The 23052-nt window shown below is 49.0% G+C and carries 22 protein-coding genes; 8 read left to right on the top strand and 14 right to left on the bottom strand.

Annotated elements, in window-relative coordinates:
- Positions 1–20: 20 nt before the first annotated feature.
- On the bottom strand, positions 21–1514 hold the full coding sequence (gene sufB / locus ACYVAM_RS09710; RefSeq protein ID WP_461066333.1) for a Fe-S cluster assembly protein SufB: 1494 nt from the start codon (positions 1512–1514) through the stop codon (positions 21–23).
- 306 nt (positions 1515–1820) lie between these two features.
- On the opposite strand from sufB, the gene ACYVAM_RS09705 reads away from it, so the two are divergent.
- Positions 1821–2279, top strand: a complete 459-nt coding sequence (locus ACYVAM_RS09705; protein ID WP_461066331.1) for a GNAT family N-acetyltransferase — start codon at positions 1821–1823, stop codon at positions 2277–2279.
- Between the two features lie 68 nt (positions 2280–2347).
- On the opposite strand, the gene uxuA is transcribed toward ACYVAM_RS09705, so the two are convergent.
- On the bottom strand, positions 2348–3538 hold the full coding sequence (gene uxuA / locus ACYVAM_RS09700) for a mannonate dehydratase (RefSeq protein ID WP_461066329.1): 1191 nt from the start codon (positions 3536–3538) through the stop codon (positions 2348–2350).
- Between the two features lie 9 nt (positions 3539–3547).
- Complete coding sequence (locus tag ACYVAM_RS09695; RefSeq protein ID WP_461066327.1) at positions 3548–5581, bottom strand: glycoside hydrolase family 3 protein; 2034 nt, start codon at positions 5579–5581, stop codon at positions 3548–3550.
- Between the two features lie 361 nt (positions 5582–5942).
- Between ACYVAM_RS09695 and ACYVAM_RS09690 the strand changes: the two genes are divergently transcribed.
- Positions 5943–6983: a LacI family DNA-binding transcriptional regulator gene (locus ACYVAM_RS09690; protein WP_461066325.1), complete on the top strand. Its 1041-nt coding sequence runs from the start codon at positions 5943–5945 to the stop codon at positions 6981–6983.
- Between the two features lie 164 nt (positions 6984–7147).
- Here ACYVAM_RS09690 and ACYVAM_RS09685 read toward each other — a convergent pair whose 3' ends face one another.
- From ACYVAM_RS09685 to ACYVAM_RS09670, 4 genes are all read right to left on the bottom strand, one after another.
- Positions 7148–7861 carry a hypothetical protein gene (locus ACYVAM_RS09685; RefSeq protein ID WP_461066323.1) on the bottom strand — a complete coding sequence of 238 codons (714 nt, stop codon included), beginning with the start codon at positions 7859–7861 and terminating at the stop codon, positions 7148–7150.
- Between the two features lie 69 nt (positions 7862–7930).
- Positions 7931–8320, bottom strand: coding sequence for a DoxX family protein (locus tag ACYVAM_RS09680; protein WP_461066321.1), 390 nt, complete (start codon positions 8318–8320; stop codon positions 7931–7933).
- Positions 8310–8567, bottom strand: a complete 258-nt coding sequence (locus ACYVAM_RS09675; RefSeq protein ID WP_461066319.1) for a hypothetical protein — start codon at positions 8565–8567, stop codon at positions 8310–8312. Before ACYVAM_RS09675 ends, ACYVAM_RS09680 begins: the two co-directional genes overlap by 11 nt.
- A 49-nt stretch (positions 8568–8616) precedes the next feature.
- Positions 8617–8865, bottom strand: coding sequence for a hypothetical protein (locus ACYVAM_RS09670; RefSeq protein WP_461066317.1), 249 nt, complete (start codon positions 8863–8865; stop codon positions 8617–8619).
- 92 nt (positions 8866–8957) lie between these two features.
- Between ACYVAM_RS09670 and ACYVAM_RS09665 the strand changes: the two genes are divergently transcribed.
- Complete coding sequence (locus tag ACYVAM_RS09665) at positions 8958–9761, top strand: alpha/beta fold hydrolase (protein WP_461066315.1); 804 nt, start codon at positions 8958–8960, stop codon at positions 9759–9761.
- A gap of 21 nt (positions 9762–9782) precedes the next feature.
- Here the strand turns inward: ACYVAM_RS09665 and ACYVAM_RS09660 are convergent, their stop codons facing one another.
- From ACYVAM_RS09660 to ACYVAM_RS09645, 4 genes are all read right to left on the bottom strand, one after another.
- A complete protein-coding gene (locus tag ACYVAM_RS09660) occupies positions 9783–10310 on the bottom strand; it encodes a hypothetical protein (protein WP_461066313.1) in 528 nt (175 codons plus the stop codon).
- An 85-nt stretch (positions 10311–10395) separates the two neighbouring features.
- Positions 10396–10779, bottom strand: coding sequence for a hypothetical protein (locus ACYVAM_RS09655; protein WP_461066311.1), 384 nt, complete (start codon positions 10777–10779; stop codon positions 10396–10398).
- Positions 10780–10848: 69 nt separating this feature from the next.
- Complete coding sequence (locus ACYVAM_RS09650) at positions 10849–11349, bottom strand: GbsR/MarR family transcriptional regulator (RefSeq protein ID WP_461066309.1); 501 nt, start codon at positions 11347–11349, stop codon at positions 10849–10851.
- A gap of 202 nt (positions 11350–11551) precedes the next feature.
- On the bottom strand, positions 11552–12214 hold the full coding sequence (locus ACYVAM_RS09645; protein ID WP_461066307.1) for a peptidoglycan DD-metalloendopeptidase family protein: 663 nt from the start codon (positions 12212–12214) through the stop codon (positions 11552–11554).
- A gap of 136 nt (positions 12215–12350) precedes the next feature.
- Here ACYVAM_RS09645 and ACYVAM_RS09640 point away from each other — a divergent pair, with 136 nt between their 5' ends.
- Entirely contained in the window at positions 12351–13859 is a 1509-nt protein-coding gene (locus ACYVAM_RS09640) for a peptide MFS transporter (protein WP_461066305.1), read from the top strand.
- 17 nt (positions 13860–13876) lie between these two features.
- Here ACYVAM_RS09640 and ACYVAM_RS09635 read toward each other — a convergent pair whose 3' ends face one another.
- The 3 genes from ACYVAM_RS09635 to ACYVAM_RS09625 form a co-directional block, all read right to left on the bottom strand.
- On the bottom strand, positions 13877–14212 hold the full coding sequence (locus tag ACYVAM_RS09635; protein WP_461066303.1) for a translation initiation factor: 336 nt from the start codon (positions 14210–14212) through the stop codon (positions 13877–13879).
- A gap of 277 nt (positions 14213–14489) precedes the next feature.
- A complete protein-coding gene (locus ACYVAM_RS09630) occupies positions 14490–15272 on the bottom strand; it encodes a LytR/AlgR family response regulator transcription factor (protein WP_461066301.1) in 783 nt (260 codons plus the stop codon).
- A gap of 11 nt (positions 15273–15283) precedes the next feature.
- Positions 15284–16762 carry a histidine kinase gene (locus ACYVAM_RS09625; RefSeq protein ID WP_461066299.1) on the bottom strand — a complete coding sequence of 493 codons (1479 nt, stop codon included), beginning with the start codon at positions 16760–16762 and terminating at the stop codon, positions 15284–15286.
- A 235-nt stretch (positions 16763–16997) separates the two neighbouring features.
- On the opposite strand from ACYVAM_RS09625, the gene ACYVAM_RS09620 reads away from it, so the two are divergent.
- From ACYVAM_RS09620 to ACYVAM_RS09605, 4 genes are all read left to right on the top strand, one after another.
- Positions 16998–17546 (top strand): GNAT family N-acetyltransferase, encoded by a 549-nt coding sequence (locus ACYVAM_RS09620; RefSeq protein ID WP_461066297.1) that lies wholly within the window; start codon positions 16998–17000, stop codon positions 17544–17546.
- Between the two features lie 140 nt (positions 17547–17686).
- Positions 17687–18403, top strand: a complete 717-nt coding sequence (gene cmk / locus ACYVAM_RS09615) for a (d)CMP kinase (protein ID WP_461066295.1) — start codon at positions 17687–17689, stop codon at positions 18401–18403.
- 86 nt (positions 18404–18489) lie between these two features.
- Positions 18490–19554 (top strand): NAD(P)/FAD-dependent oxidoreductase, encoded by a 1065-nt coding sequence (locus ACYVAM_RS09610; RefSeq protein ID WP_461066293.1) that lies wholly within the window; start codon positions 18490–18492, stop codon positions 19552–19554.
- Between the two features lie 110 nt (positions 19555–19664).
- Positions 19665–22937 carry a hypothetical protein gene (locus ACYVAM_RS09605; protein WP_461066291.1) on the top strand — a complete coding sequence of 1091 codons (3273 nt, stop codon included), beginning with the start codon at positions 19665–19667 and terminating at the stop codon, positions 22935–22937.
- The last annotated feature ends 115 nt before the right edge of the window (positions 22938–23052 follow it).

The raw sequence follows: 23052 nt of genomic DNA, 5'->3' as shown, positions 1-23052 counted from the left end.
TTTTATGAGGAATCCATATATTAACCAACACTACCTTCCAGACTGATGGCCAGCAGCTTTTGTGCTTCAACGGCAAACTCCATGGGTAATTGGTTCAATACTTCTTTCGCGTATCCATTGATGATGAGGGCTACTGCCTGTTCCGTCGGAATACCGCGCTGGTTGCAGTAGAACAACTGGTCTTCACCAATTTTCGAGGTCGTGGCTTCGTGTTCCACCGTAGCCGATGGGTTGTTTACTTCCAGATACGGGAACGTGTGAGCACCACATTGATCGCCTAACAGTAATGAGTCACACTGTGAGTAGTTACGGGCGTTTTCAGCACGCTTCATCACCTGTACCAAACCCCGGTATGAATTCTGGCTCTTACCCGCCGAAATGCCTTTCGACACGATCCGGCTCTTGGTGTTTTTGCCAATATGAATCATTTTAGTACCCGTATCAGCCTGTTGCATGTTATTCGTTACAGCAACCGAGTAAAACTCGCCAATTGAGTTGTCGCCTTTCAGAATGACCGAAGGGTATTTCCAGGTAATGGCTGAACCGGTTTCAACCTGTGTCCAGGAAATTTTAGCGTTCGGACCATCGCATATACCGCGTTTGGTCACGAAGTTATAAATGCCTCCTTTACCGTCTTTGTCACCGGGATACCAGTTCTGAACGGTCGAATACTTGATTTCAGCATTACCCATCGCAATCAGTTCGACGACGGCTGCGTGAAGCTGGTTTTCATCCCGCATCGGGGCTGTACACCCTTCGAGGTAACTGACATACGACCCTTCGTCGGCAATGATCAGCGTCCGCTCGAACTGACCGGTTCCGGCCGCGTTGATTCGGAAATAGGTGGACAATTCCATCGGGCAGCGAACGCCTTTAGGAATGTAACAGAACGAACCGTCGGTAAACACCGCTGCGTTCAGGGCGGCAAAGTAATTGTCCTTGGCAGGCACGACAGATCCCATGTATTTTTTCACCAGTTCGGGATGCTCATGAACGGCCTCCGAAATGGAACAGAAAATAATACCGCGTTCGGCAAGATCTTTCTTGAAGGTCGTAGCGACCGAAACCGAGTCCATAACGGCATCGACGGCCACCCGTGGTCGTTCGCCCGGTGCCACATCCAGGCCAGGTACATCAACAACGCCCGCCAGCCGTTTCTGCTCGTTCAGCGAGATACCCAGCCGGTTAAACGTATCAATCAGCTCAGGATCGATTTCGTCGAGTGAGTTAACTGTTTTCTTCTGCTTGGGAGCCGAATAGTACTTAATGGCCTGATAGTCTATTTTAGGATAGCTAACATTGGGCCATTTAGGCTCGGTCATTTCCTGCCACATCCGGAAGGCTTTCAGGCGATTTTCGAGCAGCCAGTCAGGTTCATTCTTTTTGGCAGAGATGAAACGAATCGTGCTCTCATCAAGACCCATAGGGGCCTCGTCGGCTTCGATTATTGTCTCAAACCCGTATTTATATTCGGCGTTGGTTATGCTTTCTAAAATATCCGCGTCCTTGCTCATAGTCTCGGTTAATTGCGTGGTTTTTGCACCACTGCAATACATTTTTAACAATCTGCCGGGTGGGTACGTTCCGGGCAGGTTGGACAAATATCGGAAACTTTCCGCTATTTCAGTCATCTCCTTTCTATAGTCTATCTGCTTATGGCTGCCCATGAATCCAGGACGATTCCCAGCGGCCAGCCGGGTAATTATAAAGTCATCGATTCTTTTTTATAACAAGCCCTAGGGAAGTGATATACGGCTTACGTCAAAACGAAGCGCTACACGGGTATACGGGAATCGAGTTTTATTTGTAAAAAAAGAACAATGAAGTTGACGTACAGACTGGCTACCGAAGCAGATTTATCCGAGATCGTCAGAATGCTTGCCGATGACGAATTAGGAACTTCCAGAGAAATGGTTCAGGAACCCTTACTAGCGGCCTACCTCGAAGCCTTTCGGGTCATTGCGCATGACAAGCAACAGGAATTAACCGTTGTGGAGGCTGATGGTGCCGTTGTGGCTACGTTCCAGCTAACATTCATTCAATACCTAACGTACCGGGGCGGAGTACGGGCTCAAATTGAAGCAGTACGCGTAAAGTCTACGCACCGCGGCCAGGGAATTGGTACAGAGATTTTTAACTATGCTAGTCAACGAGCGAAACAAAAAGGGGCTCATATGCTTCAATTGACAACGGATAAGCGAAGACCTGATGCAAAACGGTTCTACACTTCGCTTGGCTTTATTGATTCTCACGAAGGCATGAAATTGCCAATCGTGTAATCAAAATTTCACCCCTATTCAGTTTCTTGACGAAGCCAGGCAGGGGTGAAATTTTGATTACGCAATGATTAAAACAGGCTCCGTTCAATGCCCATTTCCAGGCCCCGTAACTCGGCTAGCCCGCGCAGTCGCCCGATGGCTGTGTAGCCAGGGTTCGTTTTCCTGGTTGGCTCCAGGTCGTCCAGCATCCGATGGCCATGATCGGGCCGAAAGGGGAGTCGATAGTCTTCCCGTCCGGCCTGCTTCCGCCGGTTCTGTTCCGTTAGTAGGGCTTTCATAACACCATACATATCCACATCACCCGCCAGGTGGTCGGCCTCATGGAAATTGCCGTCGGCGTCCCGCTGGGTGGCGCGCAGGTGAACAAAATTGATGCGGTCGCCCAGTCGTTCGGCCATTCCCACCAGGTCATTGTCGGCCCGCACGCCATAGCTGCCCGTGCAGAAACACAAGCCATTGTATGGGCTATCATGAGCCGCCATCACTTGTCGGGCATCGGCCTCCGTACTAACCACGCGGGGTAGCCCCAGAATAGGAAACGGTGGGTCGTCGGGGTGAATGGCCAGCCTGATGCCCGCATCTTCAGCAATGGGCGTTAATTCAGCCAGAAACGTGTACAGGTTTTGCCGAAGCGCAGCCTCATCTACGGTTTTATAACTTTGCAGAACATCCGCAAACGCGTCGAGCGTAAAGCTCTCTTCACTACCGGGCAGGCCCGCAATAATGTTGCGCGTCAGGCGATGCACATCGGCATCCTGAGCGGCATCGAGCCATTGCCGGGCTCGGGTTAGCTGCTGTTCTGAATAGCTTTTCCCGGCGTCGGGCCGCTTTAGGATATACACCTCGAAAGCGCAAAATTCGGTTGTGTCGAATCGAAGTGCCGTTGAGCCATCGGGCAGGCGATAATCCAGATCCGTGCGGGTCCAGTCAAGAACGGGCATGAAATTATAGCATACCGTGTCGATGCCACAAGCCGCCAGATTCACCAGACACTCTTTGTAGTTATCGATGTATTGCCGATAGTTGCCCGACCGTTTTTTGATGTCTTCGTGAACGGGAACGCTCTCTACCACCGACCACCTGAGGCCCGCTTTTTCGATGATGTCTTTCCGTTCATTGATTGCCTCTCGGGTCCAGACCTGCCCGTTGGGGATTTGGTGGAGGGCTGATACAATGCCCGTTGCCCCTGCCTGCCGCACATCCGCCAGGGAGACGGGGTCGTTTGGGCCGAACCACCGCCATGTTTGTTCTAATGCCATTTTTAACGATTATTTTTCGTAAGTCAGTCCATCGCCAAAGGTAAACAAGGCATAGCCTTTCGGCTTCATGTAGCCCGGTACATCTGACTGGTTATCGAGCACCGCCTGGCGCGAAACGGGTGTTGTGAACGGCATTTTGCCCGTTGGTTTAAACGCCCCGCTCAGCACATCCAGCACCGCATCGGTAGTGGTGCCAAAGGTAGCCAAAATGGTTTTTACGGTTGCCTTGTCAACTTCATCAATGATCCAGGGACTCGTGTAATTAATGAGTAAAACGGTTGGCTTGGCGCTGGTTATCGCATTGACATGTGCTACGTCAATTTTATTTTTCGACAACTGTAGTTCAATCGGTGCGCCGGTTGAACTGAATAAACTGCCGCTATTGGGCGTGAGCCACAGCACCACCACATCGGCTTCTTCTTTGGTACCGACAAAGGCTAGGCTGCCTGTATTTGCCGTTGGTTTAATAACTGTTATGGGTGTTTGGGAACGGCCATTGTCATAGTAGGACTCCATGTACACCTTTGTTTGGGGAGCCAGGGGCAGGAGTTTGGCGCTGTTCCGGAGTAGCACAATGGATTTACGCATGGCCAGGTCGCCCCGCTTCTGAAATTCGGCATTGCCTACCGTTTTCTGGGCGATATCCGCATCGACATAAGGATTCTCGAATAAGCCCAGTACGAACTTTTCCCGCAGCAATCGGGCAATCGACTCATTGATGCGTTTTTCGGATACCAATCCTTTTTTTACCGTTTCCAGTAAAATGGATGGGTCGCCGGAACCCGAGAATAAATCGACGCCACAGTCGATGGCTTTCTGATATCGCTCCGGAATACTTAGTTTTTCAACGCCCCAGGGCATCATCTCGATAGGGCCCGTATCGGAGTTGATAATACCCTGAAAGCCCATTTTATCCCGAAGTAAGTCCTTGATAATGGCTTTGTTGTAGGCAAAAGCTACTTCCTCGTAGTTCGTGCCAATGGGCTTGGCATAATACGGCATAATGGCCGACGTACCGGCATCGATGGCAGCCTGGAATGGCTTGAGGTGATAGTCGAACATGTGGCCGGGGTAATGCTGATCTTTCCCCCAATCAAAGTGCGGGTCCTGCCCCTCTACCTGTGGTCCACCACCGGGAAAATGTTTTGTGGTCAGACCCACCGAATGAAGACCCAGCTTAGGTCCCTGAAAACCCAGGACCACTTCACGCGTCATGTCGGCTGTCCAGTCCGCACTTTCGCCAAAGGTGCCTTCAATTCGCTGCCAGCGCGGCTCTGTGGCGAGGTCTGCCATGTATTGATAACCCTTTCGGATGCCGACAGCAGCCCATTCCTGGCGAGCAATATCGGCAAATTCGCGGGTAAGTTTCAGATCGTGCATGGCCGATAGCCCCAACTCACCCGGCCATTTAGAGAAGACCGTTGTGCCGACGCTAAGCCCGATTGCCGCATCGACAGTAATGTGATTACGCGGATTGGAGGCAACGATGGCTGGTATGCCCAGGCGTGAACTTTCGCAAAGAGCCTGTAAATTATTACTCCATTCGGCCATGGTTTTGGCCGATGTATTGGCGCGCAGAATGAAATGACGCAACTGGTTTTGCATCACTCCTTTGGTTGTGCCCACGGCCATTGTCATCGGGTAGGGCAAAGGCTTTCGGGTGAACATGTTCATGTTCTGCACCAGGTCTTCCTCATTGAAGCCGCTGGTAATCTCCGACTTGGGTGCTCCCTGCTGAAATGAATTGTCTCCGGCCAGTCGGGTCGTGCTAATGAGCATGAATCCTACTTTCTCCTCAATGGTCATTTGTGCGATCAGGTCCTGTACCCGCGTCTCAACAGGTAACCGCCAGTCTTCGTATTTATCCAGCTTTCCATTCTTATTGAGGTCTTTGAATGACAAACCGTTCTGCGTCAATGACTTTACGGATCGGTAACCGAGCGTCGGTTGGACGGGTTTTTGAGCCAGTACGCTGGTGATCAGTACGGAGCAGGCCAACAACAGGCCTCCCCGAACGAGTAATGAGTATCTGAATAGATGCATGCGTAAGGCTATGTTAAGTGGATATAAAGGGTCAGTTTGGAGCAAGGTAGCTAGCTGATTCCCAGACCATCCCCCCTTAGCGCTAATTGTAGAAAAAGAAGAAAACGCCTAGTGGAAAGGTAGCCTGGACAGCCTTGCTACTTACTAAGTTTAAGCAGCTTCCCTGATCAATACAAACTAAGTTGCGCAAAAACCAGGCTATTTTCACGCAAACGTTCCCGAAATCGATTGCGTAAACTTATTATTTTTTAATTGTTTCTAAAGAAAAGAATATAATTTTAGACTTGCCCAGTTACCAGAAGAAAAACGGTAGGGTGTCTTCCCCTGTGTAGACTATAATTTTTTCGTTATCGGGTCTTGCATGAAAACGATTACTATTAAAGATTTAGCCCGTTCATTGAATCTGTCTACATCCACTATTTCACGGGCGTTGCGGGATAGTTCAGAAATAGGCGTTGAGACAAAAAAACGGGTGCTGGAACTGGCTCAGCGGCTCGATTACAATCCGAATCCGGTAGCGCTTAGTCTGCTTAGTAACCAGACCAATGATATCGGCGTTATAGTCCCCGAGATTGCCAATCCATTCTTTGCCATTGTTATTGCGGGTATTGAAGATGTAGCGTTCGCGCAGGGATACCATGTTGTGATCTACCAGAGCCACGAAGATTATGAACGGGAAGTGCTGAATGTCAAGCACATCTATAACCGTCGTAAAGATGGACTGCTGGTTTCGGTGTCTACATCAACGAAAGATTATGCCCACTTCAAGAGTATTCATGAGCGGGGATTTCCGATTGTCTTTTTCGACCGGATTTGTGAGGAAATAGACACGCATAATGTGTCGGTCGATGACTTTGAGGGGGCTTATAAAGCAACGGAACACCTGATCAAACAAGGTTGCGAACGCATTGCCCATGTATCGGGCCCTAGCCATTTGCTCATTAGTCGCCGAAGGATACACGGTTACCGGGCTGCCTTACTGGATTATGGTCGCCCTATTCAGGATGATTGGGTAGTTGCCTCAGCCTATAACATGACCAGCGCGCTGGCAGCCACCCGTGGCTTGCTGGCAAAAGCAGAACAACCCGACGGCATTTTTGCTTCCAGCGATAACATTGCCATTGGTTGTCATGCGGCCATTACGGAAGCAGGCTTAACGATGCCCGATGATATTGCCCTGGTTGGTTTTTCTGATTTGCCGATGGCTGCTTTGTTAAATCCACCGCTCAGCTCTGTGGCACAGCCTGCCTTCGAAATGGGCCGTTCGGCAGCGGAGTTATTGATCAACCTGATTCGGAATCCGCGCGAACACAGTACTTCCATCAGCAATGTTTTGAAGACCAACTTAGTGGTTCGAAAGTCATCCCTGCGGGTCCCGGATGTCGTTAAAAATAGTGAATAGCAGTCGACCAAAAAATGTGGTTAGCATTGTATTCACGGGTTAATTGATTTAAGGAAAATAAGCGCAAAATTATTGCCGTTTTTTTCTTCTCGCTAGGTTAAATACCGGCGAGAAGAAAAAAACGGCAATAGTTAATTCAAATCAATCAGCCTCTACCCGCAACTTTACATCGTTGGCTTGGTCGTTACGTTGATCTTGCTGTAATACAGCGTCGTTAATCCTTCGAAACCCGAATCTGTACCAACCAGGAGCCAAAGTTCCCCCTTGTCACTACTACGGGCCACAAACGGCTTATTAACGTTGGAACGGCTGATAAGCTTGTAGTCTTCTGTCTCGGCTCCGCTGCTGATATCGCCTAATAAAATGGCGTTTTTACCCTCATTATTCTGAGAACCTTTATCAATATTGATGGTGTAAAAACCGTCCTTCAACACCTTGACCGGTTCAATGGCCGATGCGCCTGCTTTGAGGAAAACGCTGCCGCCCGGCGAACCACCAATACCAATTGAATTTCCTGGATATCTTGAGGCCAATTCGATATCAAAAACTAGCGAATAATCGGTGTTGGGCGTCAAGCCCGTCACTTTTCGTTTCAGAAACATAAACGCATCGTCGCTGCGATTCATGCTTTCGATCATGATTGATTTACGGGTTGTATCGAGCGGAGCTGGTAGCCCTTTATAGGCCGATTTGAATCCCATAATGTTGGCCTGATCCGTGCCATAATCCGTAATATCGGCTACCCAGCCATCCGTGTTGCGTTGAAAAGAAGACTGATAGGGGAGGCCCGGTTGTACAGGAACGTTCTCATCCTGGCAAGCCGTGAACGTGAGTGAACTGACCGCGAGAACGGCAACTAAGAACAACGTTGATTTCATTATTAACTCGGTTTGTTTGCTCTATTGACTCTTCCGAATTAGTAACCGTTGTAAGCTTATCGCAAAAAGCTACCTGAACCGACTTCGCCCCGAGGAGTCCAGACCACGCAACGCGAGATAAAAGGCTATTACATAAGTCATTTGTAAGCCAGCGCCCGCCCAGTCCTCTTTCAGCGTAGTGCCAAATAAAAGTGCCGCGATAACAAGCCCACCCGCAAAATAGCCCCATTTTGTGAACTGGCCGCCCAGCAAAATCGTGATGCCAACAGCCAGTTCAACAAAGGGGAGTGTGTATAAAAACGCTCTTGTTAGCAAAGTTGGCAAAATCGTGCTGGCGAAGCCTGCTTCCATTTTAGTCACAAATGCGCTGAGTTTTGGCAGACGAACCAGACCATGCATGAGCATATTGATGCCAAGGCCGATGCGTATAATGAGTTGAGCGAGCTGGTTATTCGTCATCGCTCTCGTCTATGTCGCCCGCTTCAACCTCTTCCTCGGCAAGCATGTCGTCATTGATGCCGTTGGCTTCAGAATCCGACTCATTGACTTCCTCCTTTTCTGGCTCAGGCCCCTGGTTCACGACGGGGTTCATGTACTCCGTTTGGGCTACGCCACCGCCAGCGTTTTCTCCCTGGACCATTTTTGTCATTATGCCCTGATTTTCATCGTCGGCAGGATCATACATTGTCGTTTTTTTAGGGTTCATGTGGTTGGGGTTTAGCGTAATGGATACTTTATTTTTGCTTTTATGGCTGTTAAAGGCCACCTGATCGGGTTACATGGCCGCCCAACGCGTAGTTATCATCCTGGTGGTAATCGTGTTCGCCGGTTGGATCGCCATCCTCGTCCGTGGGTTCCTCATCAACGTCGCTCTCTACGGAATTATCATCCTCCTCATCCGGGTCTGTGCTCTGATTCCTGAAGATGTCAGGGTCAATGCGGCCAACTCTGGAACCGACTATTTCGGCATCCATGGGTAACTGCTTGTTCTCTAGCGTTGTCATAGTCGATGCGTATTTAGTTGTGGTAAACTATAACCCGGTAGAATAGCGAAAGGTTAGACTTATTTCGCTGTCACAAACGTTACAACTGATCCATGTTCCGCCTAAAGTCATTTTTCTTCGTTGCCAGCCTGTTGCTTTCTGGTTTTGTTCGCGCACAAACAGCCCGTGAGCCGTTATTTACGTCGTTTGACGGAACAAAGATTCATTATGATGTGCTGGGTGAAGGAAAGCCCGTCGTTTTGTTACATGGCTTTATTTCGAATAGCGAAAGCTGGAAGCGAGCATCCGTTCGACAAGCGCTGGCCGATGCTGGGTTTAAAGTCGTCATGCTCGACTTACGGGGTAATGGCTTGTCGGATAAGCCCCACACGGCTGAAGCTTACCGGGACAATGCCGAGTTAAAGGACGTGATGGCCCTGATGAAACACCTGGGTCTTACTAACTATGATGTCGTGGGCTACTCGCGTGGGGCTATCCTAACGGCTAAGTTGCTTACCATGGACAAGCAGGTGCATCGGGCCGTGATGGGCGGTATCAGCGTCGACTTCTCAGACCCAAACTGGTATCGTCGTAAGAATTTTCATGAAGCATTAATCAAACCCGGTAGCCATCCCGAATTGCAGCCCGCCATCGATTACGCCAAGAAATCGGGGGCAGATACGGTCGTGCTGGCTCGTTTGCAGGAGTTTCAGCCCGTAACCACCCGGGCGGAGCTAGGAAAGATCAAAGTGCCGGTGCTGGTCGTTAACGGCGATCAGGACAAGGACAACGGCGATCCCCAGACCCTGGTCGATGCGATTCCCGGTTCCCGGCTGGTCATTGTGCCAGGCGACCACGGTGGGGCTATGCGCACGCCCGAATTTGCTAAAGCTGTGGTAGCCTTTCTGACAAAGTAATGGTCAGGCAAGGGATAACGGTTATTCTTTCAGCAGAAAAAGGCTACTGATGCTATTTGCAACCAGGGCTATGCCGGGGTAAATAATGAATTGGGCCACGTTGGATGTGTTGCTGATCAAACCCGTTGTAAACCAATACAATACTATCCAAACCAGTAGGGTTACCACATTGCATTCTATCCAGTTTAGCAAAAGCTCTGGCCGTCCCTGTTTGATAATCAGCGGGATAAACAGCGCATTGATAAGTTGTCCGGCATAATAGGCTATTACCCCATACAGAATGCCGTTGGGTTTGGAATAAGTCATAATGGGGCCCCACTTTACCCAAATGAAAAATGTGATAGGCAGGGTGAAAAACCAGGCGCCTGGCCGGTCAACAGCGGGATGGATGTTGAAAATCAGATACTGGGCCACCGTTACCAAAATGGGGAAGAGAATTATGCCACTTATTCCGGTCATCCAGCTAAATACATGCGCTAATACAGGGAGGGCTATCCACCGAAAGTTCAGACTTTCATGCCATTCGTAAGGATCAAATGTATTTTTCATGACGTTAATGATGGGCTAATGGGCTGTCGTTTTACCGTCAATGGTTGCCGTATAGTTGATAAGAGGCAACCATTGACGCGTATTATTACCGTTCAGGAAAGGTTATTTTGATGGGGCTTGGCTCGTTCAGTGTGCGCTTCCGCATCTTGAAGAGTACATATAAGTTGGTGAGGTGAACCAGACCGAGCACTAGCAGAATACCACCCACTTTATAGCTCAGGACCTCAAAAACTTCCTGTGGATTTTTCACCAGATCAGCCACCCGCAATAGCATAACGGTATAGCCAAAATTGAGTAAATAAAATCCGATCAACAGTAGCTTGTTGACAGAATCGGCCAATTCAGTATTGGCGTGGAAAATATCAATTAGGAATACCCGTCCGTTTTGGAATAAGGTCCGACCTACCCATATCGTAATGGGAATGACGAGGGACAAGTAAAAAGCGTAGGTTACCACATTGTAATTCATAGCGGATTGTTGGTTTAATTTATTGTTTTGAAATTTCAGAAATAATTGAAAGATATTGATAAAAAAATATCACCGAAAAACCTTCAGAAACTGACTCATCAACCAGTTTTCTTCCGCCTTAATAACCGCATTGAGGGTGTTATCGGCAAAGCCGACGACATTGCTGAGCCCCGTCATCACCCGATGGAATTCCTGGGCTTCGGGCGTGTCGGTAGAGATATTTTTAAGCTCATTTAATACTTCTACAACGGGCGTAATTTCCCGGCGACGGCGTTCTTTGGCTACCTGCCGGGCCACTTTCCAGATGTCTTTCTCCGCAATGAAAAATTCTCTGCGTTCGCCGGGCTTAAGTTGTTTATAGATAAGACCCCAGTCCATTAAATCGCGTAGATTCATGCTGGCATTACCCCGGGAAATCTGAAGTTGTTCCATGATATCCTCGATTGCCAAAGCATCTGGTGAGATCAAGAGTAGCGAATGCAACTGCGCCATCGAGCGATTGATGCCCCACTGGGTGGCGAGTGTCCCCCACGTGTGAATAAATTTTTCTTTTGCTTCCTCGAATGTCATGGGCCAAATGTAAATAGATGTTTTTAAACTTTCAAAATATTTTGAAAGTTTATTTGTTTATTATTCTCTAGTAGCGATGTCAGCCGGGGTCGCCGACCGTCCGCGGCTGCGGTGCGATTCTTAAAACTGACACCGCAGACCAACACACTGCTGATCAGGAACTGTAAAAACGCTAGCCTGTTTATCGATGCGTTTCGCGTCTCTAAGCAAGTCCTGGAATGCCTAGTAAATCATTTGGATTTGGGCAGATAGCTAAAAACCTGGCTCGGTCGGATAAGGAACAAACGCCGGGAAAATCGCCCGTTAAACCAAGCATGTCGGTCATAAGCTGGAAGTGCAAATGCGGGGGCCAGTCGCCGTTTTCGGGGAAAGGGCCAATGGCCCCCAGTTGCTCACCGGCCTTAATCACCTTCCTAACAGACAAACCACGGAGCGATGCGCGGGTGAGGTGACCATAGAGTGAGTAAAGCGGCTTGCCCGCCAAACTGTGCTCAAGTATGATTGTAGGCCCGTAATCACCGAAGTTGTTATTGTCCTGAAAACTGTGCACGATGCCATCCATCGGAGCGAAAACCGGTGTACCGGCGGCTGCCCAGAAATCAATGCCCAGATGAATTTCCCGGGGCTCTTCGGTGCGGGAGAAGTGTTCGCTTCGGCGGTAGATGACCCGGTGTTCATTATAGCCTCCCACGCCAACCTGTACACCCGCAGTACTCATTTTACCGAACACATAGTCTGAAAAAATGGCGGTGTTGGTCAGATCAAGTCCCGTTTGCCGTTGGGATTCGGGCGTAAGATCCGGGTTTGTCGCCGAGAAGTCAAGAATCAGGAACGGGTCTTTCTGAAAATTGAAGGGGAGGAGCATAAGCAAATTTAATCGAACATAAGGCAGTCTCACCAATCGAAGATATATTTACACCTATTTTTTTACTAATTGTTCGTTAGTAGCGTGACTACGAGCAGTATTATTCTTCGGCAAACTGATTGATTAACCTAATTTTATGGAAGTTACTGATATAAAGCCCATTCGAACGGCCACCTTATTTGGCCACCCAATGGGGCTTTTTGTACTGTTTTTTACTGAGATGTGGGAGCGCTTCAGCTACTACGGTATGCGGGCTATTCTGCTGCTATTTCTGATCGATACAGTTCGGGGTGGCATGGGCCTGAGCGAAGCTGATGGAGCCGCCATTTATGGAATTTATACGGCATCGGTCTATCTCCTGTCGTTGCCCGGCGGGTGGATTGCCGATAACCTATTAGGGCAACGTAAATCCATTTGGTATGGCGGAATCATTATTATGCTGGGGCATATCGTTCTGGCTATTCCATCTGGCAGTGGTCTGTTCTATAGTGGCTTGTGTATCGTAGCGCTCGGAACGGGGCTTCTCAAACCAAATATCAGTACCGTTGTTGGCGAACTATACCCCGAAGGCGGGGCTCGTAAAGATGCGGCTTTCTCTATTTTTTACATGGGGATCAATACCGGCTCCCTGCTGGGTATTTCCATCGTAGGCTACCTGGGTCAGAAAGTCGGTTGGCATTATGGCTTTGGTGCGGCTGCCGTAGCAATGGCATTGGGCCTGGTCACGTATCGCCTGTTCGGGCAGCGATACCTGGGTAATTATGGTCATTTTGTAGCTCAGGAGACAACCGATGAACCTAAATCATCAATGACGGGAAACCGCTCGTTGCTCCTGTTTGTGGCGTTCATCGTGGCCTTAATGGCAACCCTGCAATTAACGGGTATTCTCGATTTAACAACAGCGCAAGGGTTGGCTAAAGCGATGGGTACGATCATTTCACTCATTGCGCTGAGCTATTTCGCTTATATATTACTGACAGGTGGGCTGGATGCAACGGAGAAGAAACGGGTGGCCGTCTTGTTTATCTTCTTTCTGGCCTCGGCTCTGTATTGGGCAGGCAATGAACAGCAGGGGTCGTCGCTGCAAATTTTTGCGGATCGGTACACGGAACTGACCGTATTTGGCTGGCAGATGCCATCTAGCTGGTTTCAGAATCTAAACCCTGCCTTTATCTTACTTTTTTCGCCAGTATTGGCGGCTTTGTGGGTTTTTCTGGCCAATAACAAGATTGGCTTCCCGGTACCGGCTAAGTTTGCCGTCTCTCTGTTATTACTCGGATTAGCGTATGTCGTGATGGTGTTTGCCGCAAACGTCGCTCTGACCGGTGTCCGTACATCGCCTTTGTATTTAACCTTTACGTACCTGTTTTTTACCGTCGCCGAATTGTTCTTGAGCCCTGTAGGACTCAGCGCATTTTCTAAGTTGGCGCCCAAACGGTACACCAGTCAATTGATGGGGCTCTGGTTCGTCGGGTCGTCGTTGGGCAACCTTATTGCGGGGCTATTTGCGGGCGGCTTTGATGAAAAAAACGTTCAGCAAATGCCTCAGATGTTCCAAAGCGTAGCGGTGTTTACACTGGTGTCAGGCTTTATTCTGCTGCTATTTACCAAACCTCTGAAGAAATGGATGGGTGGGATAGAATAAGGTATGATACATCTTTTTCATCCTCCTGCTTTTTTAGCTTTGTATCCCTTTCCGGTGAGCCATGCCAGCACTTTGTCGCGGTGGTCGCCCTGAATTAGAATTTCGTTGTCTTTAGTTGAGCCGCCTGCCCCACAGGCGGCTTTTAATTGCTTACCCAGATCAGCTAAATCGGCATTGGTGCCGACAAAGTCACGCACGGTCGTGACTACTTTGCTGCCACCCAGTTTAATAAGCCAGATTTTAAGATTCTGCTGGGCGGGTGGCAACGTGTCGACTTCGGGTTCATCGCTGGACTGATACTGAAAATCCGGATCAGTGGAATACAGGATACCCGTTCTGTTCTTCTTACTCATAAATGAATCATTTACGCGTAAAAATAAAACCTTTCATCAACTGCGCCACTATGCGGTGCGCCACTAAGCCGTGCGCCACCATTTTTTGACCCGGTAGCCTTGCCATAACCAAAAGCCCGAGATGATTACGGCGGGTAAGATCACAAACTTGACCGCAAAGGCTGGCTCGGGCAGCGATGCCACTGGACCGTAAATGTAGCCCGGAATAGGTATGCTGGACGGATATGAAACCAGCGAATGAATTTACGTTCCGTAGCTGCTTTTATGAGGTTGAGTATCAGAGTTCCAGCAATTGCCGGACAGTATCGCCGTAGGTACTGCCAGATGTTAGTTTTGTTCCCTTTTTATCGCTCATTCCCAACAGGAATTTACCATCGAAATGCCGGTGTACTTCGGCAATTTTGTGTCGGTTAACCATCACTGATCGACTGATGCGTACAAATGTGTCCGGGAGCTTCTCATTAAGTGTCGTCAGTGTATAGGTCGTCAGAAATTTTTGTCCATCCATTGTCGCCAGAAAGACATATTTATCTTCTGCTTCAAAAAAGGCAATATCGGAAAGGGGGACCAGCTTGATTTTTTCACCGGTTTTTACTGAGATCGAATAAATTTCTTTCTTCGGCTGCATTTGGGCCAATAGCCGCATTACACTCTCCGACATGGGATTGAGAAGCGGTTGTGACACATCCTGCCGGTCGACCAGTGCTTTGATTTTGTGCACGGTACGAGCTAGCCGCTCGGCTTCGATCGGTTTCAATAAATAATCAATGGAGTTTTCTTCGAACGCCCGTATGGCGTATTGATCGAAGGCAGTGGCGAATACCACCATTGGCATGGTTGTCAGGCGAGCGAGCATTTCGAACCCATTCAGCAACGGCATTTCAATATCCAGAAAAATAAGATCGGGTTGCTGGCTTTCAATGAGCGTCAGGCCTTCAGCACCATTGGCTGCATCGCCAATGATGTCAATGCTATCACGGTGTTTGTCCAATAAGCGACGCAAGCGGCTGACCGCCAGCGATTCATCGTCAATCAGTATCGTTTTGAGGGGAAGTGTCATGATCCGTTCGGTTAAGCATTGGGTGTTTCAATATCGCGAACACTCCGGATTTTAGTCATCAAAATAGAGATCAGTACCTGCTTGAGTGGCCAGTTTTGTAACTCAACCTTGGCTTCATCGCCGTAAAGTAGCTTGAGTTTATCCTGAATACTGCGTAGTCCATATCCCCCGCTCATATCCTCGGGAAAAGCGGGCCCATTGTCATGAACACACAGGTGTAATTCACCGGTTTTCTCATAAATACGAACATCGATCCGGCCCTGATCGGCCCGTTTGGCAATACCGTGTTTAATGGCATTTTCGACGATGGGTTGCAGCAGGAACTGCGGCAACCGCAGTTCACTGAGCGCAGGATCGCTGATCTCTACGCTGAACGTAAGGCGGTTACCAAACCGTACCTGTTCCACCTGTAGATACGTGCGGACCATTTCCAATTCGTCGGCCAGCGTCGCAAACAGCTCCCCATCTCGCCCGGTCGAATAACGAAAGAGTTTGGACAGCAGAAGTGTCATCTCCTCCGCTTTGTCGGGATCTTCGTGAACCAGACTGGCAATGCTGTTGAGGGCATTGTAGAGAAAATGCGGATTTATCTTGGCCTGTAACGCATCCAGTTCAGCGCGGGTCTTCAGCTTTTCCAGATTGAGCAATTGAAACTCCTGGTCGGACAGTTTGCGCGTTAACTGCCGTCCCTGTTGCAGAACGTACAGAAATCCATTGGCAACCAGCAGGTCACCAGCTATGTAAATATACCAGTCTGCCGTTCGTTCGATGCCGCCGGGTAGCTTGGCCAAGGCGTCGATAAATGGTTTTCCCAACGCGTAATACAAGCCTGTGTTAATCAGCAGAATACTGAACATGACTACAATCGTGACAGTGAGATGCCGTGGCCAGACGGCTCTAAACTGGCGCGTTAGCCAGCCCGAAAGTGCCCAGGTTATTAGAAAGCAGGCCGCTCCATCGACCATGTTCTGAGTGATCAGGAACTGATATAAACCCACCATCAGCGGATTGTCAGCCTTCAGGATTAGATCGGAAAAGTAAATAATGGCGTTGCAGCCGTACACCAGTAAGGCACCGATGAGGGCGCCGATAAGGGTACCCCAACCTGCTTTTTGCAGAATAGTGGTTAGTGTAATGGGTTCTTCCCGAACGGGGGTAGTTTCGGGCCGGTACTTACTGCGACCCGAGAAATTGAACGAAGCCCCTTCCACGTTGGCGCCACTTAAGTTGACATCTTCCAGTGAACTGAAGTTGAAATTTGCTTCATACAGGTCGGCATCCGTAAAATCGGCCCCGCCCAGGTTCGAAAAACTCAGGTTTACCTGCCGAAGGATAGCCCCCCGAAAGTTAGCTTTTCCCAAGTTCGAAAAGCTAAGATCGGCACCGGTCAGGTCAAGCCCGCTGAAGTCAAATTTGGCCAGGTCCGTGCCCCGCAACTGAATACGTTTACCGTTTCTGCCAATGGTCCCAATAAGTTGTTCGCGGGTCATATGCCGGTGAGTCTATAAGTCGTAAGTTGCTTCGTCATAGGTTGCAGAGTTATAAAGTTAATGGGTGGATAGATTGATTGAGTCAAAACTACCCGATGTGTGGTCGCCTTGCCTGATTTTTCCGACGAATGCCGGTAAGAACAGTATGAAATAGGGGAGGAGTGGGATAAATTTGGGTTAACATTTGGATTCGTACGTTGTTAGTGACGTAATTACCCATTTGCTTCCATCGACCTTGACTACCACGTTGATTACGTTTCCGCTTTCTGTTGGCCAATTACGTCCCTGGCGTGAGGGCGACGAAGATTCGCTGGTTCGACATGCCAGCAATCGACACATCTGGAACAATGTCCGCGATTTTTTCCCGTACCCTTACACACCGCGGGATGCTCATTCGTGGGTCCGTTCGAACAAATCGTATCAGCAGCCCAATAACTTCGCCGTTGAGATTGATGGGCAGGCCGTAGGTAATGTTGGCTTCACCGTAAAGGATGATATTTACCGCTACAATGCCGAGATCGGCTATTGGCTTAGCGAGAGTTATTGGGGCCGGGGCATTATGACCGAATCTCTACCCATTATAACAAAATATATTTTTCAATACTTTCAAGTAAACCGCATTTTTGCCTGCGTGCTCGAAGGTAATGTTGGGTCAATGAAGGTGTTAGAGGCCGCCGGATACCAGCACGAAGCCATTCATCGAAAAGCGGCAGTTAAAAATAATCAGTATCTTGATGAACATATTTTTTCGATGCTTCGGTCGGAACATCGGGAGTTAACCTAGTCAGTTACTGCGTATTCAGACCATAAGTTAGCGCCAATACAAAGTGCCTGGGCTGAATGAAGTAGAATCTTACGTGTCAAAGCCTCATCTTTGTGATCAGTTTGTCTTAAATAGTACCGCTTCGGCGGGAAGATTCGTTCATGCCGAAGATAGTGATTGCAATTGACGGGTATTCAAGTTGCGGCAAGAGTACGACGGCCAAGGCCGTAGCAGCCCGTATGAGTTACGGATACATTGACACGGGTGCAATGTACCGGGCTGTCAGTCTTTTTTTTATTCAGGAGCGAATTTCCCTCTCCAACAGTAAAGAAGTGATCGCTGCGCTCGAAAAAATTCACATTACCTTCAACCACAACAACCGCACGGGTAAAAACGAAACCTGCCTGAACGGCCTGAACGTTGAAGATGAAATTCGGAAAATGTACATTTCCAACATTGTCAGCGAGGTAAGCGCCATTCCGGAAGTGCGTTGGGCACTGGTTGCTCAGCAACAGAAAATGGGCCGCAGGCGGGGCGTTGTTATGGATGGTCGCGATATTGGTACTAAAGTATTTCCGGATGCTGAAGTAAAGGTGTTTATGACCGCCGATACCTACACCCGCGCACGCCGTCGACAACAGGAACTGCTGGCTAAAGGCGAATTGATAAACCTGGACGATATCATTCAGAATCTTGAAAAACGCGACCTGATCGACACCACCCGTATTGAAAGTCCGCTCCGGCAGGCAGACGATGCCATCTTGCTGGATACTTCGCACATGACCATTGAAGAGCAGGTAGATTGGGTGATCGAACTGGCCGACCGCCGTTTGGCTGAGTTGCACCGCAAAAAGCAGGAAATGCAAAAGAAAGCATAAGTCCCAGACGTGCACCAACTGGGTTGGCTGGGCTGATACAGGCCCACGCGTTAATATATTTACGAGCGACGTCTATACCGAACTACATGGCTGTTGATTTTTTGATTGTCGGGCAGGGAGTGGCCGGTTCAGTGCTAGCCTGGACGCTCGACCAGCGCGGGTGCACTGTGTTGCTGGTCGATGAGCCGACGCTCCCATCGGCGTCGGCGGTGGCAGCTGGTCTGGTGAATCCGCTCACTGGCCGGAAACTTGTTCGTACCTGGAAGGCCGATGAGCTGTTTCCTTTTTTACACCAATTTTATAGCGGCATCGAACAGCAGCTCGGTGTTACTTTCTTCCACCCCAAAAATATCTACCGCCCATTCCGGTCCGTTAACGAACAAACGGACTATTTGGCCTTAACAGCCGACCCTGATATACAGCCGTATATTTCTAAATCTGTTGATGATCAGGCTTATAGCTCGTTTATCAATAATCCATTAGGTGGCCTGGAAGTGACGCAGGCAGGGTGGGTCGATTTAACTGAGTTTGTCCGAATTGTTAAAGGATATTTTGTTCGTAAAAATCAATTCTTTGAAGGGACTGTTAGTATCAACGACTTGACTATCAGTGATAGGCATGTAGAGTGGCAAGGGGTCTCAATAGATAAAGTTATATTTTGTGACGGTGTTCAGTCGCGCGAGAATCCGTTATTTGACTGGCTTCCTTATAATCCCGTGAAAGGACAGATTCTGACGGCCCTTGTCGAGAATTATTCGATCAGAAATATAGTGAATCAAGGGGTTTTTATACTGCCCGTCCGACCGGGCCTGATTCGGATTGGCGCAACCTACAGTTGGCACGACCTGGACTGGCAAACAACGGAAGATGGTCGTGCGTTTTTAGAGACGAAAGTAGCGGCTGTTCTGAAGGCTCCTTATCAGATTGTGAATCAACAGGCGGGCATCCGGCCATCAACCAAAGATCGACGACCAATTATTGGCCTTCATCCAACCAAGCCGGCAGTAGGGATTTTTGGGGGTTTAGGTACGAAAGGCGTGTCGCTGGCGCCCTATCTGGCCGAACAGTTTGCCCGATACCTTTTAGATGGTGAAGATTTGGAGCCGGAAGCGAATATTAGCCGGTGCGTTTCGTTATATCATGGCAGTTGATTAGTTTTCCGATTAAGGATTTTAAGGTAACTGAAAGTCAAAACCAGATAGGTGGATTTGCCGTAAATGTTGAACCCGAAAAGTTCTTAATCAGCGTCTTTTATACCCGTATGCGAAATCAATACATACTGATGTTGGGCCTGTGGCTGGCCGGATTGGGCGTGGCTACGGCACAAAATTATCCGTCGCTGGAGCGGTTTGGAAAAAATCGTATCCAGTACCGTAGCTTCGAATGGAAGATCATCCGAACCTCAAACTTTGAGATTTACTATTATCAGGATGGCAATCAGATTGCTAACCTGACGGCTCAGTATGCCGAATCGGAGTTTGACCGGATCACCGAACTGTTGGGCTATACTCCTTACAATCGCGTCAAGATTTTTCTGTTCAATTCGCCGGAGGAACTGGCTCAAAGCAACATCGGGCTTACGGCGCAGGGTGGTTTGAGCAGTCGTGAGCAGAATCTGTCCAAGTCCCGCGTTGAACTCGCCTTCACGGGTGATCAGATCAGTTTTCGCCAGCAGATTATTCACGACATAGCAATGCTGTTCGTGTATGACATGCTCTACGGAGGTAGCCTCAAAGATGCTCTTCAAAGTTCGCTTTTATTGACGTTGCCGGACTGGTTTATGCCTGGAATCGCGTCCTATATCGCCCAGGGCAATAGCCTGGAACTGGATGATTACATGCGGGACGTGTCGGTTAATCGGCCCGTCAAGAAACCGTCGTTATTGTCCGGTGCCGATGCCGAGCGGGTTGGACACTCGATCTGGAACTACATTGTTCAGCGATACGGTCGCGATAATGTCTCGAATATTCTGAACTTGACGCGTATCATCCGGAATGAGCAAAGCAGCATATCCAGTACACTGGGGGTGCCTTACAATCGGTTTCTGCGCGAATGGCGCGAGTATTACGCTGGCATGGCCAATAGCGTAGCGCAGTCATATCGCGCCAGTACCGACGATTTCCAGATAAAAGTAGGCTCGTCCGATGACAAGACGGTATTGATCAGCCTGAAGCTGAGCCCCGATAAACAGTTTATTGCTTATTCTGTGCTCCGCGATGGCAAGTTCAGCGTTGAGGTTGTGAACACGACCAATCGGAAAAAGATGACCGTATTGACAGGCGGTTATCGGCTCGATGGGCAAATAACCCAGACCAGCACACCATTATTGGCCTGGCAGCGCGATAATAACCTACTTGTTGTTACGGATGAGTTAGGCAAAACAAATCTATATCAGTTCAGCGGTTTCGATAAACGACCTAAGCGGGAATTTAAACGGGCGGTAAATGGACTCTCGCAGGTTGTCTGGATGAATGCATCGGAGGATGGCGGCAGTCTGATCATGAGCGCTGACCGGAAGGGGCAGAACGACTTATTCCTATACAGTATCAATCGGGGTTCTTATCAGCAGTTGACCAACGATCTGTACGACGATTTATACCCCGCTTTTGTTGGCCGAACGGCCCGTCAGGTCATATTCAGCTCGAACCGGAAAGATGATACGCTGGGAGTAGATAAAGGCTCTTACCGGACCGTACGGGATCGGTTGAGTTTATTTTCGCATGAAGGCAGCGCCCGGGATTTATCACTTGTCCGCCTGACTGATTCATTGTCTCACGCAACCCAGCCTATTCCGGCCAGTGAAGCGACGATTTATTTTCTTAACGATATCAATGGTATTCGGAACCTTTACCGGCTCGAAACCGAAAGCAAGTCGGTTAGTCAGTTAACTGCTTTTCCTGAAAGCATCCGGCTCTACGACCTCAAACCAGCGAATGGCGGGTTCGTGTATAGCAGCCTGAAAAATGGGGATGAGTACATCGGATTCCGTTCGCAGCTTAGTCTTACCCAAACGGCTCAGGCACCACCCACACAGCGAAGTGTGGCGCTCAATAAGGCAAATCCGTCCACCGCACCGCGGATTAGTCCCGCAAAAACCGATACGACCCAGCAACCCAATCGTGCCGTAACCGATTCGACGGCGGCAGGACGCTCGGCCACAACGGCACAGCCTGCTTCCGGATCAAAGCTGGCTCTGGAGCCAGGCGAAGTAGATACGGATAATTACCAGTTTGATCCTGAAGTAGTCAAGGCGGCAGAATATCGCCAACGCCGGTCGGTGACGGGTGTTTCGCCGGGCCTGACTACGACGCTTCCTCGCAACCGACGTCGGGAAAATATTACAATTCGCGGCCCCTTCGACTATAAAGCTACCTTTGGCATTAACGAAGCCCCATCGAACTGGCGTGTTGACCCGATCAAGGGCTTTGGCTATGCACAGGAAGTTACGCTGACTGACCTGTTGGAAAACCACGTACTCCGGGCTGGTGGCTTTCTTAGTCTAACGAATACGCTGCGGAACAGCGATCTGTTTGCCGAGTACACAAACCTGACGCACCGCATTGATTATGGCGCCCGTGTGGATCGACAAACGCTTTTTGCGGACGGGGCCGGTATTTTGCAGAAGTATCGGTATAACCGGGTGGCTGTCTCGGCTTCGTACCCGATTTCGGTAAATAGCCGCTTTACGGTGTCGCCTTTCTATGCCATTACCAGGTTGATCGATCTATCGTCTTTTTCAGAGCCAGATCGTGTTTCGGATTATGCCGGTTTACGGGGTGAGTTTGTGTTCGACAACACCAAAGTGAACGGTATGAATATGACTGTTGGTACAAAAGCCAAGCTTCGGTATGAAGAGTATGCTGGCTTACGGGGGCCATCGCAAGGGTTCCGGCGGTTGTCGCTCGATTTACGGCATTACCAGCGTATTCACCGCGATCTGATCTTAGCTACCCGTTTTTCATTCAGTCAATCGGGAGGAGCTGCTCCAAAGAAAAGCACATTAGGGGGTATGGAAAACTGGATTGGCGGGCAGAAAGAGCCTATTGCCTCTAATCCCTTGCTGATACCGAATACGATACAAAACGAAATTCCGTACGATTATCGGGACGTTTTCTTCCTGGATTTTGCTGCGCCCCTGCGAGGCTTCAATCAGGGTAAGCTAACGGGGAATAGTTACATGCTGTTCAATGCTGAGCTTCGTTTACCACTTATCCGTTACCTGTATCGGGGAAATATTACATCCAATTTTCTGCGTAATCTACAGCTGGTTGCCTTTACCGATATTGGAACCGCCTGGACAGGTAGCGGGCCATTCAGTCAGCAGAATAGCTTGAATACAGAGATTGTTGGCGGAGGAAGTATACCCTTCAGAGCAACCGTGACCAACTTTAAGAATCCATTCCTGATTGGTTACGGTGCTGGCGTACGAACAATGATTTTCGGTTATTTTGTCAAGTTCGATTATGGATGGGGGTTAGAGGATCGTACGGTAAGCAAACCGATTCCCTATTTAACCCTAGGATATGATTTTTAAGTAAACGTACTGTTGAAAGCTAGCCGCTCCAAAAAGGGCGGCTTTTTTTATTTATAATACCACCGAACAATAAATAGGTACAAAACTGCCCTGCTTCATATATATATTCGCTCAC

It is taken from the genome of Spirosoma horti (assembly GCF_054776595.1).
This window is presented reverse-complemented; position numbering and strand designations above follow the sequence as displayed.

Bases quoted from the DNA above. Each gene is read 5' to 3' on its own strand.
- ACYVAM_RS09640 (WP_461066305.1), top strand. From the start codon at position 12,351: ATGGAAGTTACTGATATAAAGCCCATTCGAACGGCCACCTTATTTGGC.
- ACYVAM_RS09635 (WP_461066303.1), bottom strand. From the start codon at position 14,212: ATGAGTAAGAAGAACAGAACGGGTATCCTGTATTCCACTGATCCGGAT.
- ACYVAM_RS09625 (WP_461066299.1), bottom strand. From the start codon at position 16,762: ATGACCCGCGAACAACTTATTGGGACCATTGGCAGAAACGGTAAACGT.
- ACYVAM_RS09610 (WP_461066293.1), top strand. From the start codon at position 18,490: ATGGCTGTTGATTTTTTGATTGTCGGGCAGGGAGTGGCCGGTTCAGTG.
- ACYVAM_RS09680 (WP_461066321.1), bottom strand. From the start codon at position 8,320: ATGACGAATAACCAGCTCGCTCAACTCATTATACGCATCGGCCTTGGC.
- ACYVAM_RS09630 (WP_461066301.1), bottom strand. From the start codon at position 15,272: ATGACACTTCCCCTCAAAACGATACTGATTGACGATGAATCGCTGGCG.
- ACYVAM_RS09670 (WP_461066317.1), bottom strand. From the start codon at position 8,865: ATGACAACGCTAGAGAACAAGCAGTTACCCATGGATGCCGAAATAGTC.
- ACYVAM_RS09650 (WP_461066309.1), bottom strand. From the start codon at position 11,349: ATGACATTCGAGGAAGCAAAAGAAAAATTTATTCACACGTGGGGGACA.
- ACYVAM_RS09645 (WP_461066307.1), bottom strand. From the start codon at position 12,214: ATGCTCCTCCCCTTCAATTTTCAGAAAGACCCGTTCCTGATTCTTGAC.
- ACYVAM_RS09605 (WP_461066291.1), top strand. From the start codon at position 19,665: ATGCGAAATCAATACATACTGATGTTGGGCCTGTGGCTGGCCGGATTG.
- ACYVAM_RS09685 (WP_461066323.1), bottom strand. From the start codon at position 7,861: ATGAAATCAACGTTGTTCTTAGTTGCCGTTCTCGCGGTCAGTTCACTC.
- uxuA (WP_461066329.1), bottom strand. From the start codon at position 3,538: ATGGCATTAGAACAAACATGGCGGTGGTTCGGCCCAAACGACCCCGTC.
- ACYVAM_RS09655 (WP_461066311.1), bottom strand. From the start codon at position 10,779: ATGAATTACAATGTGGTAACCTACGCTTTTTACTTGTCCCTCGTCATT.
- ACYVAM_RS09690 (WP_461066325.1), top strand. From the start codon at position 5,943: ATGAAAACGATTACTATTAAAGATTTAGCCCGTTCATTGAATCTGTCT.
- cmk (WP_461066295.1), top strand. From the start codon at position 17,687: ATGCCGAAGATAGTGATTGCAATTGACGGGTATTCAAGTTGCGGCAAG.
- ACYVAM_RS09665 (WP_461066315.1), top strand. From the start codon at position 8,958: ATGTTCCGCCTAAAGTCATTTTTCTTCGTTGCCAGCCTGTTGCTTTCT.
- ACYVAM_RS09660 (WP_461066313.1), bottom strand. From the start codon at position 10,310: ATGAAAAATACATTTGATCCTTACGAATGGCATGAAAGTCTGAACTTT.
- ACYVAM_RS09675 (WP_461066319.1), bottom strand. From the start codon at position 8,567: ATGAACCCTAAAAAAACGACAATGTATGATCCTGCCGACGATGAAAAT.
- sufB (WP_461066333.1), bottom strand. From the start codon at position 1,514: ATGAGCAAGGACGCGGATATTTTAGAAAGCATAACCAACGCCGAATAT.
- ACYVAM_RS09695 (WP_461066327.1), bottom strand. From the start codon at position 5,581: ATGCATCTATTCAGATACTCATTACTCGTTCGGGGAGGCCTGTTGTTG.
- ACYVAM_RS09705 (WP_461066331.1), top strand. From the start codon at position 1,821: ATGAAGTTGACGTACAGACTGGCTACCGAAGCAGATTTATCCGAGATC.